Annotated in this window: 12 protein-coding genes; 6 read left to right on the top strand and 6 right to left on the bottom strand. The window is 58.7% G+C overall.

Annotation, left to right across the window (positions count from 1 at the left end; all coding sequences use genetic code 11):
• Nucleotides 1-69: 69 nt before the first annotated feature.
• From FZE95_RS04125 to FZE95_RS04110, 4 genes are all read left to right on the top strand, one after another.
• Nucleotides 70-1,065 carry an outer membrane protein assembly factor BamD gene (locus tag FZE95_RS04125; protein ID WP_150299560.1) on the top strand — a complete coding sequence of 332 codons (996 nt, stop codon included), beginning with the start codon at nt 70-72 and terminating at the stop codon, nt 1,063-1,065.
• Nucleotides 1,066-1,284: 219 nt separating this feature from the next.
• Nucleotides 1,285-1,521, top strand: coding sequence for a PP0621 family protein (locus FZE95_RS04120; protein WP_150299559.1), 237 nt, complete (start codon nt 1,285-1,287; stop codon nt 1,519-1,521).
• 48 nt (nt 1,522-1,569) lie between these two features.
• Nucleotides 1,570-3,144 (top strand): sensor histidine kinase, encoded by a 1,575-nt coding sequence (locus FZE95_RS04115; RefSeq protein WP_150299558.1) that lies wholly within the window; start codon nt 1,570-1,572, stop codon nt 3,142-3,144.
• A gap of 52 nt (nt 3,145-3,196) precedes the next feature.
• Nucleotides 3,197-4,543, top strand: a complete 1,347-nt coding sequence (locus FZE95_RS04110) for a sigma-54-dependent transcriptional regulator (protein WP_150299557.1) — start codon at nt 3,197-3,199, stop codon at nt 4,541-4,543.
• A gap of 3 nt (nt 4,544-4,546) precedes the next feature.
• Here the strand turns inward: FZE95_RS04110 and thiO are convergent, their stop codons facing one another.
• Nucleotides 4,547-5,650, bottom strand: coding sequence for a glycine oxidase ThiO (gene thiO / locus FZE95_RS04105; RefSeq protein ID WP_150299556.1), 1,104 nt, complete (start codon nt 5,648-5,650; stop codon nt 4,547-4,549).
• Between the two features lie 201 nt (nt 5,651-5,851).
• Here thiO and mqo point away from each other — a divergent pair, with 201 nt between their 5' ends.
• Nucleotides 5,852-7,354: a malate dehydrogenase (quinone) gene (gene mqo / locus FZE95_RS04100; protein WP_150299555.1), complete on the top strand. Its 1,503-nt coding sequence runs from the start codon at nt 5,852-5,854 to the stop codon at nt 7,352-7,354.
• On the opposite strand, the gene FZE95_RS04095 is transcribed toward mqo, so the two are convergent.
• Nucleotides 7,330-8,391: a M48 family metallopeptidase gene (locus FZE95_RS04095; protein ID WP_163984130.1), complete on the bottom strand. Its 1,062-nt coding sequence runs from the start codon at nt 8,389-8,391 to the stop codon at nt 7,330-7,332. The genes mqo and FZE95_RS04095 overlap by 25 nt on opposite strands.
• A gap of 269 nt (nt 8,392-8,660) precedes the next feature.
• Nucleotides 8,661-10,022 (bottom strand): YjgN family protein, encoded by a 1,362-nt coding sequence (locus FZE95_RS04090; RefSeq protein ID WP_150299553.1) that lies wholly within the window; start codon nt 10,020-10,022, stop codon nt 8,661-8,663.
• Nucleotides 10,023-10,158: 136 nt separating this feature from the next.
• On the opposite strand from FZE95_RS04090, the gene FZE95_RS04085 reads away from it, so the two are divergent.
• The gene (locus FZE95_RS04085) at nt 10,159-12,078 is read left to right on the top strand and encodes an acyltransferase family protein (RefSeq protein ID WP_223824956.1); all 1,920 of its coding nucleotides are present in this window, start codon (nt 10,159-10,161) and stop codon (nt 12,076-12,078) included.
• A gap of 30 nt (nt 12,079-12,108) precedes the next feature.
• Here FZE95_RS04085 and FZE95_RS04080 read toward each other — a convergent pair whose 3' ends face one another.
• The 3 genes from FZE95_RS04080 to FZE95_RS04070 all read right to left on the bottom strand — a co-directional run bounded on the left by FZE95_RS04080 (nt 12,109) and on the right by FZE95_RS04070 (nt 18,211).
• Nucleotides 12,109-12,879, bottom strand: a complete 771-nt coding sequence (locus FZE95_RS04080; protein ID WP_150299551.1) for a substrate-binding periplasmic protein — start codon at nt 12,877-12,879, stop codon at nt 12,109-12,111.
• 126 nt (nt 12,880-13,005) lie between these two features.
• A complete protein-coding gene (glyA, locus tag FZE95_RS04075) occupies nt 13,006-14,262 on the bottom strand; it encodes a serine hydroxymethyltransferase (RefSeq protein ID WP_150299550.1) in 1,257 nt (418 codons plus the stop codon).
• 100 nt (nt 14,263-14,362) lie between these two features.
• The gene (locus FZE95_RS04070; protein ID WP_150299549.1) at nt 14,363-18,211 is read right to left on the bottom strand and encodes an EAL domain-containing protein; all 3,849 of its coding nucleotides are present in this window, start codon (nt 18,209-18,211) and stop codon (nt 14,363-14,365) included.
• Nucleotides 18,212-18,352 lie beyond the last annotated feature (141 nt).

Below are 18,352 nucleotides of genomic sequence, written 5' to 3'. Positions count from 1 at the left end.
AACAATGACCAACTATAACAGGACGCCTGTTCAGGCAACAGCTTGCGCTCGTCCATCCGGATCTCAAATATGTCAATGAAACACCTCGTGCTGGTCGGCTTGTTCGCTTTGATAGCCGCCTGTTCGTCAAACAACAAAACGCTTGACGAGGCTCTCAGCGAGTCGGAACTCTACGCCATGGTCCAGCAGGATCTGGATGCCAACAACTACGGGCCAGCGATCGAGAAGCTCCGGGCCCTGGAATCACGCTACCCGTTTGGCCGTTACGCACAGCAAGCGCAGCTCGAGCTGATTTACGCGTACTACAAGAATCTGGAGCCGGACGCGACCAAGACTGCCGCCGACCGTTTCATCCGTCTGCATCCGCAGCACCCTGATGTCGACTATGCCTACTACATGCGTGGCATGGCGTCCTTCGACCGCGACCGGGGCATGTTCGAGCGCTTCCTGCCACTGGACATGACCCGTCGTGATCCAGGCGCCGCGCGCGATTCATTCAATGAATTCGCCCAGCTGGTCAGCCGTTATCCCAACAGCCGCTATGCTGAGGACGCTCGCCGTCGCATGGTCTATCTGCGCAACCTGCTGGCGGCCTACGACATCCACGTCGGTCACTACTATCTCAAGCGCGAGGCCTTTGTTGCCGCTGCCAACCGTGGCCGCTATGTTGTCGAAAACTTTCAGCAGACCCCATCAGTCGCTGACGGACTGGCAATCATGGTAGAAGCCTATCGCCGCCTGGCGCTGACCGAGCTCGCAGACAGGGCGCTGCTCACGCTGCGGACCAATTACCCGGAACATCCAAGTCTGGAAGACGGCGAATTTGTGCACCACGTCGAGCCCGCGCAGCCTGATTCCGGCTGGATTGAATCGGCTACTGTCGGCGTTCTCGACAAGCTGCTGACGCCGCCGTCTCAGTCCGGAACCACGCAGGCCGAGCGTGAAATGCAGCAACAGTATCAGGAAGCCCTGGCCTCGCTGCCCCGCGATATCCGCGCCCCGGTAGAAGAACAGGACGAGAAGCGCTCATTCTGGAGCCGCATCACCTTCGGTCTGTTTGACTGACATAAATCGGCGCGTCCGCACAAGGCGCGCCGTTTCTGCTTGATTGCTCCCCGCCCCGCCCTGCCCTCTCGCAGCTGCACGTAGCCCAGACTGATGTTCGACGCGTCCAGTGCAATCGCCTGACGCACTTCTCTCTCTGCGGTCAATTTCAGGAACCTATGGTCTGATGACCGCTTGCGATACACTGGCCGCTTGTTATTTCCACTGACAGGACCGGGAATGGGGCTGATCAAATTAGTAATTCTGCTGGTGCTCGCGTACGTTGCGCTGACCTTCTGGCGGCGCTTGAAAGCACAGCAGGCGAACAAGGCGCGTTCTGCCGCCACACCTGACACCCCAACCCTGATGGTGCGCTGCTCACGCTGCAAGGTGTACCTGCCCGAGACACAGGCGTTGCACGAGGGAGACCGCTGGTACTGCTGCAAGAATCACCTGGAAGCCGACCACAATGGCTAGGTCTGGCCAAGCACGCCAGCTCGACTTGAAGGTATCGGAACAGACACTATGATGCCTGAGTCGCAACGGCCCTGGATCCTGCGGATCTATAACATCTACCGCGTGATCCTGGGCTTCTGCCTGGCGATTCTCACCAACGCCGCGCTTCGTGACGGCCTGCTCGATCTGGACAACCCGAGCCTCTACGAAACTGCCAGCTGGGTCTATCTGTTCGTCAACGTGCTGATTGCCTTGATGCTGCACGAAGGCCGCCGCGAGAGGTATCTTTTCGTACTGGCGGTCCTCGACATCTTCATGCTCGGCATTCTGTTCTACGCAGCAGGCGGGGTAAGTAGCGGTTTTGGCAACCTGCTGATCATCCCGGTGGCCACCGGCAATATTCTCCTGCACGGCCGAATCGGCTTGTTGCTCGCCTCCCTCGCCAGCCTGGTGGTGATCTACCTTACGTTTTTCCTCAGCCTGTCGCATCCGGCTGCCAGTCAGAGTTATCTGCAGGTCGGGGTTCTGGGCTGCATCTTTTTTGCCGTGGCGCTGTTTGTGCAGCGGCTCAGCCGCCAGCTGCAGCAATCGGAATCGTTGGCCCAGCAACAGGCCGTCAGTCTCGCCTCGCTGGAAAAACTCAATCAGTTGATCATTCAGCGCATGCGCACCGGCATCATCGTGGTCGGTCCGCAGCAGAAGGTTCTCCAGGCCAACGAAGCGTCGGCGCAGATGCTTGGCAAACCCATCATCCGCGAAATGGAGCTGGAACAGCTGGCGCCTGACCTGGCGCAGCGGCTTCAGCAATGGCGCAATTACCCTTCGATTCGCACCCTGCCTTTTCGCAACCATCGCGGCGGTGTGGAAATCATGGCCAACTTCAAACCGCTGGCTCAGGAAAGTGACGAAACCGTGCTGGTTTTCCTGGATGACAACACTCAGGTCGCCCAACAAGCCCAGCAGCTCAAACTGGCCTCCCTGGGACGCCTTACCGCCAGCATCGCCCATGAAATACGCAACCCGCTGGGCGCGATCAGCCACGCCGCGCAGTTGCTGCGCGAGTCAAGCCAGGTCAACGAGCAGGACCAGCGGCTGAGCGACATCATTCAGCAGCATTCCAAGCGCATGAACAAAGTCATCGAAACGGTGCTCGAGTTATCCCGCCGTCGCCCCAGCGAACCCCAGCTGGTGGACCTGCGACTCTGGACCGAGCAATTCATTGAGGATTTCAAGCACGTCACGCTGGCGACTGATACGGTGGAGTTCGAAGCAGAGGAGCAAGAGCTACTGACCCGTATCGATCCCAACCAGCTCAACCAGGTGTTGAACAACCTCTGCCAGAACGCCCTGCGCTACAGCGGCACCGCAGGGAGCCAGCGCACCATCTGGCTCAAGCTGTATCAAAACCGCGACACCGAGCTGCCGGTGCTTGAGGTTCTGGATCACGGACCAGGAATCGATGACGAGCATGTACAGCACGTATTCGAACCTTTCTACACTACGGAAGCATCGGGCACCGGTCTGGGGCTGTATATCTCGCGTGAACTCTGTGAGAGCAACCAGGCCAGACTGGAATATGAACGACTCGAGCCACGGGGAAGTTGTATGCGCATCACCTTCGCACATCCAAAACGGCTGATATGATGACTGGACGTCAGATGGTTTTTAACAACAACGCATGGAGTGCATGGATCGCATGAACAATCCGTTGGTACTGATCATTGACGATGAGCCGGATATCCTCGAACTGCTCGACATGACGCTCAAGCGGATGGAGGTGCGTACCCGGAGCGCGACCACCCTCACCCAGGCGCTTGACCTGCTGGCCGAGCACAGCTTCGATCTCTGTTTGACGGATATGCGTCTGCCGGATGGCGATGGCATGTCTGTGGTGCGTTACATTCAGCAGCACGCGCCCGATACGCCCGTCGCCATGATCACTGCCTACGGCAGCCTGGACACTGCTATCACAGCACTGAAAGCCGGTGCCTTCGATTTCCTGACCAAACCGGTTGACCTCAAGCGCCTACGGGATCTGGTTACCAGCGCCCTGCGCCTGCGCGAACCCGTGACAAGCGCAGCAAATAACGCACCCGCCGATCCTATACTCGGTTCATCGCCACCCATTCTGAAGCTGCGCAAGCAGATCGCCAAACTGGCACGCAGTCAGGCGCCGCTGTATATCAGCGGTGAGTCAGGCAGCGGCAAGGAATTGGTCGCACGTCGCATTCATGCGCTGGGGCCACGCGCTGCACAACCCTTTATTCCTGTGAACTGCGGCGCCATCCCATCCGAGTTGATGGAGAGCGAATTCTTCGGCCATCGCAAAGGCAGCTTCAGTGGCGCCGTCGCCGACAAGCCAGGCCTTTTCCAGGCGGCCAAAGGCGGCACGCTGTTTCTTGACGAAGTCGCCGACCTGCCAATCGCCATGCAAGTCAAACTGCTGCGTGCGATTCAGGAAAAAGCCGTACGGCCGGTGGGGACCCAGCAGGAAGAGCCGGTAGACGTGCGCCTGCTCTGCGCAACGCACAAGGATCTGGCAGCGGAGGTGGCCGAGGGGCGATTCCGCCAGGATCTGTTTTATCGCATCAATGTAATCGAGCTCAGCGTGCCCCCGCTACGCGAACGACGTGACGACATTCCCCAGCTTGCCGAACACGTCCTCGTCGGGCTGGCGAAACGAGCCGATATGCCAATCCCGAGACTGACTGCAGAGTGCAAGGAAATGCTCTGCAATTATCGCTTCCCCGGGAACGTCCGCGAGCTGGAGAACATTCTCGAGCGCGCCTTCACGTTATGTGAGGACGACATCATCGATGTGGGCGATATTCATTTGTCCGGGATCCCGAATACCCCATCAGACCAACAGCCGGCACTGAACCAGATCGATTCGCTTGAAGACTTCCTCGATGACATCGAGCGCCAGGCCATCATGCAGGCGCTCGAGGAAACACGCTGGAACAAGACCGCTGCGGCAAAACGCCTTGGACTGACCTTCCGTTCACTGCGCTACCGCCTGAAAAAGCTTGGCCTTGAGGATTGACCCTCAGCTCGCTGCGCTGAGTCGGTCTTCCAGCGAATAAGGTGACGGATCGATTGCGGGGCGGGTGCCGGTCATCAGGTCCGCGAGCAACCGGCAGGAGGCCGGGGCCAGCACCAGACCGTTGCGATAATGCCCGGCATTTATCCATAAACCCGGACGCTCCGACACTTCACCAATATAGGGCACACCTTCAGGTGAGCCCGGACGCAGCCCTGCCCAATGGCCAACCGGCTGTTCATCAGCCAGCTCGGGAAGCATGCGGATCGCTGATTCGCGCAGCGATGAAAAGGCCTGATAAGTTGCCTGCTTGTCATAACCGGCGTGTTCGAGCGTACTGCCAACCAGGATATGCCCGTCGCGCCGGGGTATCGCATAGCGCCCCTGATACAACACCATGGTGGACAGCCAACCCGGCTCGCGCTTGTATAGCAGCATCTCACCCTTGACCGGAGTCACCGGCAGATCCAGACCGACGCCCCCCAGCCAGTCACCAGTCCAGGCACCTGCGGCAAGCACGACCGCACCGGCCTTGTGTTCTCCCGCCACGTGGCGTACGCCGGTTACCCGCCCGTTAACCTCGATCAAGCCAGTCACTTCGGTATTTTCCAACAAAGTGAACGCAGGCTGTTGCGTCAACCAGGCCTTCAGCCCAGTCATCAGTCGCGGGTTACGAACGTTGGCCAGCCCCCCATGCCACAAGGCACCTTGAAAGCCTGAAGCAAGTTGCGGAACCTGCTCATAAACGAAAGCCGACTCCATCAGCTGCAGCGGGCTGTGCTGCTGGGCGGCCCAAGCCAGCGCCTGTTCCTGCTCTTCGTGGTCGAGCCACATCAGGCCACAGGTCGTCACTTCAGGATCAATTCCGGTCTCGGTAGCCAGCTTCGTGCCAAGCTCGGGGTAGTAATGTTGCGACCACTGCGCCAGTGCGCTGATAGCTTCGCTATAGCGCCACGGATAAAGCGGCGACACGATGCCACCGCCGGCCCAGGAAGCTTCACGGCCGGTACTGCCGCGCTCGATCAATGTTACTGACAGTCCGGCATTGATCAGATTCAGAGCTGACAAGCATCCCATCACACCACCGCCGATGATTACCACGTCCTGCATTGCCTTTCCCCGTCATGAAATCGGCAGGCTGACTCCCGCCATAAAGGAGCGCAGCATAAACTACCGATGGCGGGCGGACCATGATCACGGTCAAGTGACATCCGCCCTACCTTGGTCTTGTGTCAAGGCATTTCGTATGTCACCGCCTGTGATAAACCGGTATCATTGGCCCGGATTTTCAAGGTAAGAGGCGACATGTTAATGACAGCAAAAAACGTAGATGTATTGCTGGTCGGTGGTGGTGTCATGAGCGCTACGCTAGGAATGTTGCTCAAACAGCTGGACCCGGATATGACCATTACCCTGGTCGAACGCCTGGACCACGTTGCTCACGAAAGCACGGATGGCTGGAATAACGCTGGAACCGGTCACGCCGGTTACTGTGAGCTGAACTACACGCCCGAAGGACCGGACGGCAACATAACCATAGACCGGGCGCTGAATATCAACGCGTCCTTCGAAGTGACCCTGCAGTTCTGGTCGCATCTGGTCGAACAGGGCATTCTCCCGGCGCCGCGCAAGTTCATCAATCCGACCGCACACCAGAGCTTCGTCTGGGGCGAGAAAGACGTAGCCTTCCTTCGCAAGCGCCAGCAACTGCTGAGCGCCCATCATCTGTTTGCGGACATGCAGTTCAGCGAGTCCCCAGAGCAACTGGCAAGCTGGATGCCGCTGGTGATGGAACAGCGCAAAGCTGGGGAGAAAGTCGCTGGTACGCGGGTCGAATATGGCGCGGACGTCGATTTTGGCTCACTGACCCGCAGCATGATCGCTCACCTTCGCGAGCAAGCAGGATTCGAGCTGCGACTGAACCATTCGGTCAATGCACTGCGCAAAAGCAAGCGCGGGCACTGGCGCGTCGACGTGGAAGACGAGAAAACCGGAGAGGAACTCTCGATCAACGCCAAGTTCGTTTTCCTGGGTGCCGGTGGCGGCTCACTGCCCCTGCTGCAGAAATCCCATATCGACGAGAGCCAGGGTTACGGCGGTTTCCCGGTCAGCGGTCAATGGCTGGTCTGTACCAAGCCGGAAATCGTGCAGCGTCATCACTCCAAGGTCTATGGCAAGGCTCCGGTCGGCGCGCCACCGATGTCCGTCCCGCACCTGGACACGCGTATCATCAACGGCCAGCCTGCGTTGCTGTTCGGGCCTTTCGCCGGGTTCACCACCAAGTTCCTGAAGAAAGGTTCGGTGTTCGACCTGTTCTCCTCGGTCAAGACCTATAACGTCGCACCGATGATGGCTGTGGGCCGCGACAATATGGATCTGACCCGCTACCTGATTGCAGAATCATTCCAGTCCCACAAGGACCGGGTAGAATCGCTACGCAATTTCTTCCCGCTCGCGCGCGAGCAAGACTGGCGGTTGCAGAATGCCGGCATGCGCGTGCAGATCATCAAGAAGGATGCAAAGGGCCACGGCAAGCTGGAATTCGGTACAGAAATCGTCGCTGCGAAGGATGGTACTCTGGCCGCTCTGCTTGGCGCGTCGCCGGGGGCATCGACTGCCGTTCAGGCCATGATCGACGTGTTGCGCCGCTGTTTCAGCGACCGTCTGGAAAGCCCGGAATGGCAAGCCCGCATGAAGGAACTGGTTCCCTCCTACGGGCAATCACTGGTCGAAGACGCCGAGTTGCTCAAGCGCGTTCGCGACCGGACCCTGAACGTACTGCAACTGCGTCAGCCTTCCACAGCGGCGGTCTGATCCAGAAAGCGCTTTATACGTTCCGGCGTTGGCGGATGGGTTGAAAGGAATCCTGACAACCCGTCTGACTGACCGCCCCCCTCCGAAGAGTTGCTGTCGAGTCGCTGCATGATGCTGGCAAAACAGGTCGGCGACAGCTGATTGGCCAGCATGAACTCCAGCGCAAAATCATCCGCCTCGCTTTCCATGTTCCGCGAATAACCCAGATTCGCCAGAACGGCCGGCACACTGGTGGCCAGGTCCGACGCAGCAGACAGGTCCCCGGTAATCGACATGACCAGCCACAGCGCCAGCGAACTCTGCACAATGCCACGCATGGTATCGCGATGAAGAATATGGCCCGCCTCGTGCGCCATGATTGCTATCAGCTCGCAGTCGTCTTCAGCCAAGCGGATCAGCTCGTCAGTGAACACGATGGTGCCGCCAGGCAGTGCCAGCGCATTCGCGCCCAGGTCATCGCTGGAGCGTAATAGCAACTGCAGGCTGTGCTGCGGGTGACTTTCAGTCAGCCGCGCCAGGTAGGGCGCAAACGCGTCATGTACCTGCTGCTGCCTCGCGGGCGCCAGTTCGCTAGGCGCCAACCACATGCCATCCAGCGCAGCCAGCGACTCAGTACCCAGGCGGTTTTCCAGCGCGACCGGCACTCGCTCCGCGATCTGCCGGGACAACCAGGGCACGCCGTAAACGAGACTGCCGGCAACGCAGAGGATGACGACCAAAGCGCTGACTGCGATCAGCCGGTAGCTGGCTTCCAGACGTTGCAACCAACCCTGCGAGCCTTTGATGCCCGCCGCATTGGCCAGCTCCGCCAGCGCATTCTGGTCGGCGGTTTCGAATACCGCGCCGCGCGGCAAATACAGGTAGTAACCCGCACTGCCGACCCGCATACCGAGCCGGAGATCATTGCTGTCAAAGAGATAATCGCCATCCTTGAAGCGCAGGTGCAGCTGGTTGTTCTCCAGCCTCACGCTTGCGGGGCGGCTCTTGCTCGTCCGCCCGTCAAGGTAGGTGCCGGTTAGGGTCTGTTGACGTTTCATCGCGAGCCGCGTTGCTGTGTCAAATGGCGCAAGGCCGGGCGGCGATCCGCAAGGCGCGGGACGCAGGTAATGGTTGTTCCCTTGCCAAGTCCCGCAACGCCGCATGGCGTCATTTGCCGCGCAACCCGAAGGGACGGGACCCGTTTAGCGCAGCACTGCGTTACTCGTCGCTCATTTGGAACAACCAAATTTCACTCCTCGCGCCTTGTTCTGCACCAAACGGGCCTCCGTCGCGACCGCGATGAAACGTCAACAGACCCTTTCCCCGTTCAGATGATGGAGATGCCGACATCGAAAGCCTCCCCAACTTCCTGACCTATCGCACTCGCGCGTCGCTCCTCCCCAGCGATGAATCCATCCAGGTCGCCATGGATCTCAACCGCCGTGCAACTGGCGCGGTACGCGGCCATGCGCACTTTGGCCCAGGGCGTGAAGAATCCGAGGGTGAGCATGATCAACAGACTGTTGGTGACGAATATCCAGACCATCCGACGCTTACCCAGCTGTGATTCGAAACCGTGCATACCGAGTACGGTGGCATTCATTACCATATTGGTCAGGCCCGCCATGAGGTAACCGAACAGTGCCAGATAGCCGATCACTCCGATGGGGATGGCTAGCATTGGGTGCGCCAGCTTGCCGAGCACTGTTGCCAACAGCGCGCAGCCCACCCCGACGGCGATAATGCGCAGGAAGAACACGTAATAGTCGGTGCCTTGCAATTTCAAGCGGAACGGCATGGTGCCAAACAGGCTGTTGTTGACGACATAGCTGTGGGATTTGAACAGGCTATAGGGTGCGGCGATCATCAGCGTCAACAGGGCAAAGATCGGCCACACCAGCAAGGCCATGCAGGCGCCACCGTAGCTGCCCTTGAAGTCAAAACGAATATTGCGGTACGCGCTGTTCACCGCATGAAACTGCAACGAACGCATCACCACCCAAGGCAGCGCCGGAAGAAACAACAATGGCAAGATCAAGGAGCCGATCAGCGACAACTCGGAAATTACAACCCAGACGATTACCGCAACCAGCGCAATCAATCGTCCGCGAAAAATCACCCATGGATCGGCAAGGTACTGAAAGCTGCTGCCATCGATTTGAGTGTGGCCGTAGAAATACTGAAGTGCGCGTACCTTGGCCCAGGGGGCGTAGAAACCCAGGGTCAGTACCATCAGGAACAGATTGACGATCCAGATACCGAAGAATTCGCTACCCTGGCCAGTAAATACCACCGGCTCGCTGCGCCGCGGGGTAGCAGGCTTGAGCTCGGGAACCGGGGGCTCGCGGTGGGTCGGTCCATCGGTTTCGGGACGCTCGCTGACCGGCTCTTCGATTGATACCAGTGATAGCCCCGACTGCGCAGTCGGCTCAGCCTGTGCTGGCTCGCCAGCAGGCGTCGCTTCGGGGAGGATGTCCACCAGCAGGCCGGCGGCTTCTAACCGGCGTTGATAAAGCTGCGCTTGTTCCCTATCGAGCCCCTTTTTGATGGTGGCCGGTTTGCCGGCCAGCAGTGTTTCGATCTGCTCGGGCCGAAAACCGGCCTTGTGCAGATTCGACCGCAGTTGATCCTCGCCCTGCCCCTCTACCAGGCGACCGTTAGAACATACCTTGAAGCGTTCTGTAGACATATAACCATCCGTTGGCTTGATGAAAATCCATTTCAGTCCTGTTGTGACCGCAAAGCGGCGCTACACAATCAATCTTTCTGATTACCCTTGCAGCGCCTATAATTTCGCGCTTTGCGATTATCTCAGGAAGTTCTTCTTGAAGACCACCCCCACTTACCGCACTGACATCGAAGGGCTGCGTGCGCTGGCCGTGATTCTGGTCATTCTTTACCACTATCAGGTTCCGGGGATCGCAGGCGGCTTTATCGGCGTGGACGTGTTCTTCGTCATATCCGGTTTTGTCATCACCCAGTTGTTGCAACGCGCCCTGAAGAAAGGCTCGTTCCGGTTCAGCGATTTCTACGCCCGACGTATTCGCCGGCTGCTGCCGCTGTTCCTGCTGGTATCCAGCGTCACCTTTGTAATGATCTCGCCTTATTACATCGGTGATGCCTATTACATCTTTGCAAAAAGCTGGCTGTCGTCGCTGGCAGGGCTAAGCAACGTCTACTATTTTCACGAGCTGACCCAGTACTTCGCTCCGGAAACCCGTTCGTTGTCGCTGCTGCATACGTGGTCTCTGGCAGTGGAGGAACAGTTCTACCTGATCTGGCCACCCGTCCTGTATCTGACCTACCGTTTCGGCAAGGATCGCAACGGTCTCTGGCCATTCTGTATGACGCTGATCGCCGCACTTGGACTGTCGGTGTATCTCGCCAACGCCTACCCGTCTGCGGCGTTCTATCTGCTACCTGCCCGTCTCTTCGAGTTCATGCTCGGCACCGGTGTAGCCCTGTTCGGCCACCAGCTGCCGACTTTGAAACAGCGCAGCGCCGAAATACTCGCCGCGCTCGGCGTCGCCATGATCTGTGCCACGGCCCTGTTGCTTACCTCGCAGGATCACTTCCCGGGGTATAACGCATTGTGGCCGACCCTGGGCACCGCCCTGGTGATATACGCAGGGCTGCATCAGAGCGGCACCCTGACTGCGCGGCTGCTGAGCCTGCCCATCATGGTGTTCCTGGGCGGGATATCCTATTCGCTGTACCTGTGGCATTGGCCGCCGGTGGCGCTGATGCATTATCAGCTGATCGAGCTGACCTGGAGTAATCGCTTGCTGCTGATGGCTACCGTGCTGGTGCTGTCGTGGCTGAGCTTCCGCTATGTAGAGAATCGCTACCGCCACCGTCCATGGAGCTTCAGAAAATCCTTTGTCCTCTTCGTCTTTGTGCCGGTGCTGGTGGTCTGGGCTATCCAGACGACTATCCGCCTCGCCGACGACCTGAGTTTCCGCATCCCGGAAGAGCGGCGCGAGCTGTATAACATCATCGCCCAGAATAACGCTGGAGACCTGTATAAGCCCTGCTTCAAGGGCGATCCCGCTGATTTCGATACAAGCGAGGCCTGCATAGTCGGCCGTGAAGCCGCAAACGACGAGCCCGACGCCATACTGATCGGCGATTCCCACGCCCTCGCCTTGCTGGGTTTTGTCGAGCAGATTGTCGAAGACCGGCACGCGCTGCTGGTGGTAACGGGTGCATCAACGCCCTTTGTGATTCCGGAACATTCCATCGATGCCTTCGCCGACCCGGAAAAGATCCAGCGCAACAGCGCACTGGCGGACTACCTGCAACGGCGACCCATGACAGTATTCGTCAATGCCTGGTGGAATTCCTACCTGCAGAACGGATCGTACCAGCGATATTTTCTGGATACCGTGGCCTGGCTGCACGCTCAGGGGCACCGTGTGATCATGCTTGAAGACGTCCCGGAGCTGCCATCCAGTGCGTATGCCGAATGTCTGTTGAAGAACATGGACGATTGCTCGATAGATGCGACGCAGGTCCGCCAGAGGCAGGCCCGTTTCGAAAGCTTCAAGCAAGCCGTGCAGGACCAGTTTCCAGACGTGACCTGGATCGATCCGAAGAAAGCCATCTGCAACGATCAACGTTGCGAAACCGTGCTGGGTGGCATTCCTTTGTACCGGGACGAGCACCATCTGAATCACGTCGGGTCGACCCGACTTGGCGAACGCTATATTGAGCTGTTCGGCAACCCCCTGCTGGAGAAGCCCTAGCCTGCCCAAACCCAGGCGTATTTGCCCGATTTATTGTCGCGTAACGTTGAGCTCGGCCCCCTGCTTCGCCAGTTCGTCATAGGCCCGGTCCAGATCAGCCTTGAGCTGCTCGGCGAAGCCTGAGCGTTGAGACAGAACGAATCGCATGGGTAGTTCAACAATCCGCAGCGATGGCAGCGGATCAATACCCATCTGTGCCACCACCGGACCCACCTGGGATCGATAGTGAAGCAGATAGTCGCCGCGGCCACGTAGAAGCATTTTTACCGACCCGGCATGCGAACTGGCGCGATGTATAGCTACTTCCAAAGCGGGATCTTCAATGACACCCAGCAGGTCCCGAGTGTAGAGGTGGTTCATCATCAGAATGAGACGTTTACCATGCAGCCCCTCCGGCCAGACCGGGGCCGGTTCGCCGGGCCGGTAATACAGGTGGATGCCTACCAGCCCCAACGAGCGATCCGTCTGTAGCGTGAAGTACTCCCCACCGGAGCGCGTGAGGGTACCGGGCCATATATCGACGCTACCATCCTTGAGACCTCGCCAGATACGCGCCGCCGGTAGGATACGCATGTGATACGGATACCCCGCCTGCTCTAACAGTCGTGCTGTAAGCCGCACCGTTTTGCCTACGATTTCACCGTCTGCATTGAGCTCCGCGTAGCCCGGAAAATCCATCAAGGCGACTTCCACCATCGGTCTGGGCTGCACTTCAGGCGGGTCTGAAACCATTTCATCCGCGCCCGCGCTGCCTATCCAGCACGCCATAAGCACCGCCATGCCGCCGATCATCCCTTTCATCAGCTTTATCTCTCTTCGTCTCACTAATGGCCAAGTGTCATGATGACAATGAATACCTCAGCCGTCACGCATAAAAAACCCCTGTCAGGCAGTGCCTGGCAGGGGTTTATACCGCAGCGCTTGGGCTCAGTCGGTATACACCGGCAGGCGCTTGCAAATGTCCTTAACCTGTTCACGAACGCGATCAATCACCGACTCATCGCCCATTGCATCAAGAATATCGCTGATCCAGCCAGCCAGCTGACGGCAATCCTCTTCCTTGAAACCGCGCGTGGTGACCGCGGGGGTACCGATGCGCAGCCCTGAGGTGACAAAGGGCGAGCGCGGATCGTTCGGCACCGCGTTCTTGTTAACAGTGATGAACGCACGGCCGAGCGCAGCGTCCGCGTCCTTGCCGGTGATGTCCTGCTTGATCAGCGACAACAGGAACAAGTGATTCTTGGTCCCGCCGGAGATCACGTCAAAACCGCGTCCGATAAAGACTTCCGCCATAGCCTGGGCGTTCTTCACTACCTGTTGCTGGTAGGTCTTGAATTCGTCGCTCATCGCTTCCTTGAAACAGATCGCCTTGGCGGCGATCACGTGCATCAAGGGACCGCCCTGCCCGCCCGGGAACACAGCAGAGTTGAGCTTCTTCTCCAGCGCCTCGTTGGAGCGGGCCAGAATCAGACCGCCACGTGGACCGCGCAGGGTCTTATGCGTCGTAGTGGTCACTACGTCTGCGTAAGGCACCGGGTTCGGATACACCCCGGCAGCCACCAGACCCGCCACATGCGCCATATCGACGAACAGGTACGCGCCAACCTTGTCGGCAATTTCGCGGAAACGGGGGAAATCCAGGATCTGTGAGTACGCTGAGAAACCCGCGATGATCATCTTCGGCTTGTGCTCGACGGCCAGCGCTTCCAGCTCGTCATAGTCGATCAGACCGGTATCAGTATTAATGCCGTACTGCACCGCGTTGTAATGCTTGCCGGAGAAATTCACGCTGGCGCCGTGTGTCAGGTGGCCGCCATGAGCGAGGCTCATGCCCAGCACTGTGTCGCCAGGCGTCAGCAGTGCCTGGAATACCGCGCTGTTGGCCTGGGAGCCGGCGTGCGGCTGGACGTTGGCATAATCAGCGCCAAACAGCTGCTTGGCCCGATCAATGGCCAGCTGTTCCGCGACGTCTACATACTCGCAACCACCGTAGTACCGCTTGCCCGGATACCCTTCGGCGTACTTGTTGGTCAGTACAGAACCTTGCGCCTGCATGACGGCCGGGCTGGTGTAGTTCTCGGATGCGATCAGCTCAATATGCTCTTCCTGACGCTGAGCCTCCTGCTGCATGGCTTCCCAGAGTTCGGCATCGAAGCTGGCGATATCGTTGGAACGGCTAAACATTGTGACGGCCCCCGCTAGGTCGTTCGAAAAGAGGCGGCATTTTACCTCAACGCGGGCGAGCTGGCACATGAAAAGCGCTCAGCCCCCTCGCGAAACCCACTCATGTGCCCTGCAGCCAGGTTTCCAGCAGCTCATCAGCCGGCACTGGGCGGCCCAGGTGAAAGCCCTGCGCCTCGTCACAATCGAAATTGCGCAGCAACGACAGTTGTCCCGGTCCTTCCACGCCCTCGGCAACCACCCTCAGCTTCAGGCTTCGTCCCATGGCAACGATTGCCTGCACCAATGACGCATCGCGGCTGCCTTCATACATCGCATGGATAAAGCTGCGATCAATCTTCAAGGTGTCGATGGGGAAGTCCTTGAGATACTTGAGCGACGAATAGCCGGTCCCAAAATCATCAATCGCAATCTGCACGCCCAGCTCTTTGAGACTGGCCAGCGTTCGCATGGTGTCTTCGACATCCTGCAGCAGGATGCTTTCGGTCAGCTCCAGCTCGATGCAACCGGGCTCGAGTCGATACCGACTGATGACCTCGGCGACCTGTTCGGCCAGGCGCCCTGCGCTGAACTGCCGGGCAGACAGGTTAATCGCCAGACGCGGCAGCAAATGACCAGCGTCGTGCCAACTGGCCATTTGGCGACAAGCGCGATCCAGCACCCAATCGCCAAGAGCGCTGACCAGGCCTATCTCCTCGGCGATAGGAATGAACACCGCCGGCGACACATTCCCAAGCTCAGGATGGCTCCAGCGCAGCAACGCCTCCGCACCGGTGAGGTGACGGTCCGAGCAACTGAACTGCGGCTGGTAATCCAGCGTGAACTCGTCGTTGTGCAAGGCGCGGCGCAGGTCGTTTTCCAGATTCAGGCGTTCAGCTGCACGGGCATTCATCTCCGCCTGATAGAAGCGGAAGGTGTCCTTGCCCATTTCCTTCGCATGGTACATGGCGGTGTCGGCGTTCTTCAGCAACACGGTCGTTTCAACGCCGTCCTGCGGATAGAGGGCAATGCCGATACTGGCGCTGATGAAAAACTCCTTCTGCTGCAAAAGGAAGCCCGGCGCGAGCGCCCGCAGTACTTTTTCCGCTACATGAATACTGGCCTTAAGTGCGGCGTCCCGCGTCTGCAGGCCGATGAGCAGCATGGTGAACTCATCGCCACCCATACGCGCAACGGTATCGCTCTCACGAATGCATGAGCGCAGCCGTCGGCCAACCTCTTTCAACATGGTATCGCCGGCCGCATGCCCCAGCGTGTCATTGATCGGCTTGAAGCGGTCGAGATCAAGGAACAATACTGCCACCCATTCCTTGCGACGTTCGGCAACCTGTAATGCGCCAGCAAGCCGATCCTGGAACAGGGTGCGATTGGGCAGCCCGGTCAGCGCATCGAAATATGCCAGGCTTTCGATACGTGCTTCGCTTGCCTTGCGCTCGCTGATGTCCACGAAGAACCCGATATAGCTGACCATGTCGCCATCGCTATCAAGCACAGCGCTGATACCTGCCCAGGTCGGGTAGTCTTCACCGTTTCTGCGTTTCTGCCAGATCTCGCCTTCCCATCGGCCGTTTGCGCGAAGCTCGGCTCTGAGCTCCTGGTAAAAAGCGGGTTTGTGATAGTCGGAAGCCAGCAGCAAAGGCAACTGATCGAGCACCTCATCGGGCGTATAGCCAGTGATGCGACTGAAATTCTCGTTGATCTGAACGATATAACCAGCCGGATCGGTAACCACAATCGCGCCGGTGGTATTTTCAAAGACTGTCGCGGCCATGCGCAGACGATTCTCTGTGCGCCGTTGCTCGGTAATGTCGCGGGCGATACCCAGCAACCCGAGAAACCGGCCGTATGGGCTCCACATCAGCGATACTCGTAGTTCGACCGGGCAGGTGTGTCCATCAGCCTTGATGCAATCGAAACTGGTATGGCGATTGAAACCCTCATGACGCAAACGTTCCGCTGCCGCCGGATCTGCCAGCTGCGGCCTGATCTCGCGTACCAGCGCGGTGATGAACTGGGTGAAACGTTTACCCGCGACAACTTCTTCAAAACCGTTGGTGATGATGAATTCGGGGCTGAAGCCCAACACGCCGATTACCGAGGGACTGACATAGTCGAGCCGGAAGTCCATATCCGTAGACCAGATGACATCGCTGATGTTTTCAGCCAGTAGCCGATAGCGCTGCTCACTGGTCTTCAGACTCTCGGTGATACCTGTCTGGTGGGTTACATCCTTGACCGTGCCGATAACCTGATGCACTCGCCCGTCAGGCAGCCGCGACATGACCTTTACCCGCAGGGCGAACCAGTTCCAGCCGCCATCGCGGCGGCGCCAGCGAATGCGCCAGTCGAGGATTTTCTCATCGGGCAATACTTGCTGCAGATTGCGGTTGATCTGCATATATTCGACGTCATCCGGATGCAACAAGGTCTGCTGAGGGTCCGCCGGGAACGCTGCCTCTTCCTGCCGGCTATAGCCTAATGATCGTGCAAGGGAGCGGTTGGCAAACACCACCTGGTTGTGCTGAACATCCTTGATGTAAACGATATCTGGCACGGCCTTGACCACCCCGGCCCAGAAATCCTCGCGCTCGGACATGGTCGTTTCAATGCGTCTGCGCTCGGTGATATCGGCAATACTCACCGTTACCGCGTTCAGCTCTTCAATCTGTGGCGGCAACCGCATCACTATCCAGACGTAGCGCAGGATGCCGCCGACTGACCGCAACGGTGTTTCCATCTCGAAGCGTGTCTGTCGGTTTACCAGCGCAGCGACCAGACCGTAACGGAAGCCGCTACGCTCGATCTTCTGCTTGCGGTTATGCTGTACGGCTTGTTGCAGCGCGGCAACCGAGTCGAGCTCCAACAGGTCCAGCATATTCTGATTGGCGTCGATCACGCGGATCGGGCCCATCAGCTCGTCATGTCGCTGTGGATTGTTGTTCAGCCAGACATCCAGCTCTTCACTGCTGGCCAGGTGTTGCTGCTCGAGAAAGCCAAGCAGGCCGGCGAGATCCAGCTGCACCAGGGCCATATCGACATTCTGGAAAATATCCCGGTAACGGCGCTCCGCCTGCTGCAGGGTTCGGTAGGATTCCGCGTTGAATGCTTCAAGACTGCGATTGGTCCGCTGCATTTGCGACAGCACCCAGAGAATCAACAGCAATACTGCCGTAAACGCGGCCACTACCAACGCCTTGGCGCTGATCAACTGGCCGAGCTGCTGCCGGTAGTAGCCCTCATCGACCAGGCCACGAACCTGCCAAAGCGTGCCCTCGACCGGCGCGCTGACATAGACCCGCTGTCGTTCTTCGCGCGTCATCTGCGCGTTCTCAAGAAATATCAGATGGTCGGTCCGCTGCCGCGCCAGCACCCGCACACTGGCCGTATCCTCAAGAAGCCAGGTGTAACCGCGCGACGGATACGCCGACACCAGCTCGGCGATGGCCTGTTCGCTGACCAATAGTACCCAGTACTCGCCCGGGTTACGGCTGGCAACGATCCAGTGCAACAGGCCGGTAACCGGGTCGGCTGCGACCGTGTAGGTTTGCTCACTCAACGCCAGCCGGTGCACCACTCGCATCCATGGCTGATCGGGGTGAACCGCATCCGCTTCACTGAGATCGACGCGAATGACTTCTTCAAGCCCGTTTATCAGTTGCATCGGGGACGCAGCAGCACTGTCCTGCTGCGTCGCAAGCAACTGTTCGATCGCCACGGATTTCAGCTCGAGATTGCGGCCGACCTGTTCGGCCGTCAGCCACACGCTTTCTTCTATCTGCGTCTGATGCTGACTGCGAACCAGCGTGAAATCATGCCAGGCCTGCCAGACCATCAATGCAGCGAGCAATACCGCTGCCAGAATGACCAGCGCCAGTCCGGCGGCCGGGCGACCGGTGATCGATACCTGGGCAGGCCTGGGGTTGGAGTCAGCCGGCTCTGGTCGGTTAATCACGATCACCCCACAGCTGCGCCCACTGACAAATGTCCGGCCGCGCCCAGCGGGTGGAGGAGGTTTGCCCTCCTCGACCAGTTGGGCTAGCCTTGCCTGCAATTTGTCCGCCCACGGACAATCCAGCTCGTTCTATAGTCAACA

The sequence above is a fragment of the Pseudomonas profundi genome (assembly GCF_008638305.1).
In the GTDB taxonomy this organism is placed as follows: domain Bacteria; phylum Pseudomonadota; class Gammaproteobacteria; order Pseudomonadales; family Pseudomonadaceae; genus Halopseudomonas; species Halopseudomonas profundi.
This window is presented reverse-complemented; position numbering and strand designations above follow the sequence as displayed.

Excerpts from the sequence above, each read along its gene's own strand:
- FZE95_RS04125 (WP_150299560.1), top strand. The coding sequence starts at position 70 with ATGTCAATGAAACACCTCGTGCTGGTCGGCTTGTTCGCTTTGATAGCC.
- FZE95_RS04120 (WP_150299559.1), top strand. The coding sequence starts at position 1,285 with ATGGGGCTGATCAAATTAGTAATTCTGCTGGTGCTCGCGTACGTTGCG.
- FZE95_RS04115 (WP_150299558.1), top strand. The coding sequence starts at position 1,570 with ATGATGCCTGAGTCGCAACGGCCCTGGATCCTGCGGATCTATAACATC.
- FZE95_RS04110 (WP_150299557.1), top strand. The coding sequence starts at position 3,197 with ATGAACAATCCGTTGGTACTGATCATTGACGATGAGCCGGATATCCTC.
- thiO (WP_150299556.1), bottom strand. The coding sequence starts at position 5,650 with ATGCAGGACGTGGTAATCATCGGCGGTGGTGTGATGGGATGCTTGTCA.
- mqo (WP_150299555.1), top strand. The coding sequence starts at position 5,852 with ATGACAGCAAAAAACGTAGATGTATTGCTGGTCGGTGGTGGTGTCATG.
- FZE95_RS04095 (WP_163984130.1), bottom strand. The coding sequence starts at position 8,391 with ATGAAACGTCAACAGACCCTAACCGGCACCTACCTTGACGGGCGGACG.
- FZE95_RS04090 (WP_150299553.1), bottom strand. The coding sequence starts at position 10,022 with ATGTCTACAGAACGCTTCAAGGTATGTTCTAACGGTCGCCTGGTAGAG.
- FZE95_RS04080 (WP_150299551.1), bottom strand. The coding sequence starts at position 12,879 with ATGAAAGGGATGATCGGCGGCATGGCGGTGCTTATGGCGTGCTGGATA.
- glyA (WP_150299550.1), bottom strand. The coding sequence starts at position 14,262 with ATGTTTAGCCGTTCCAACGATATCGCCAGCTTCGATGCCGAACTCTGG.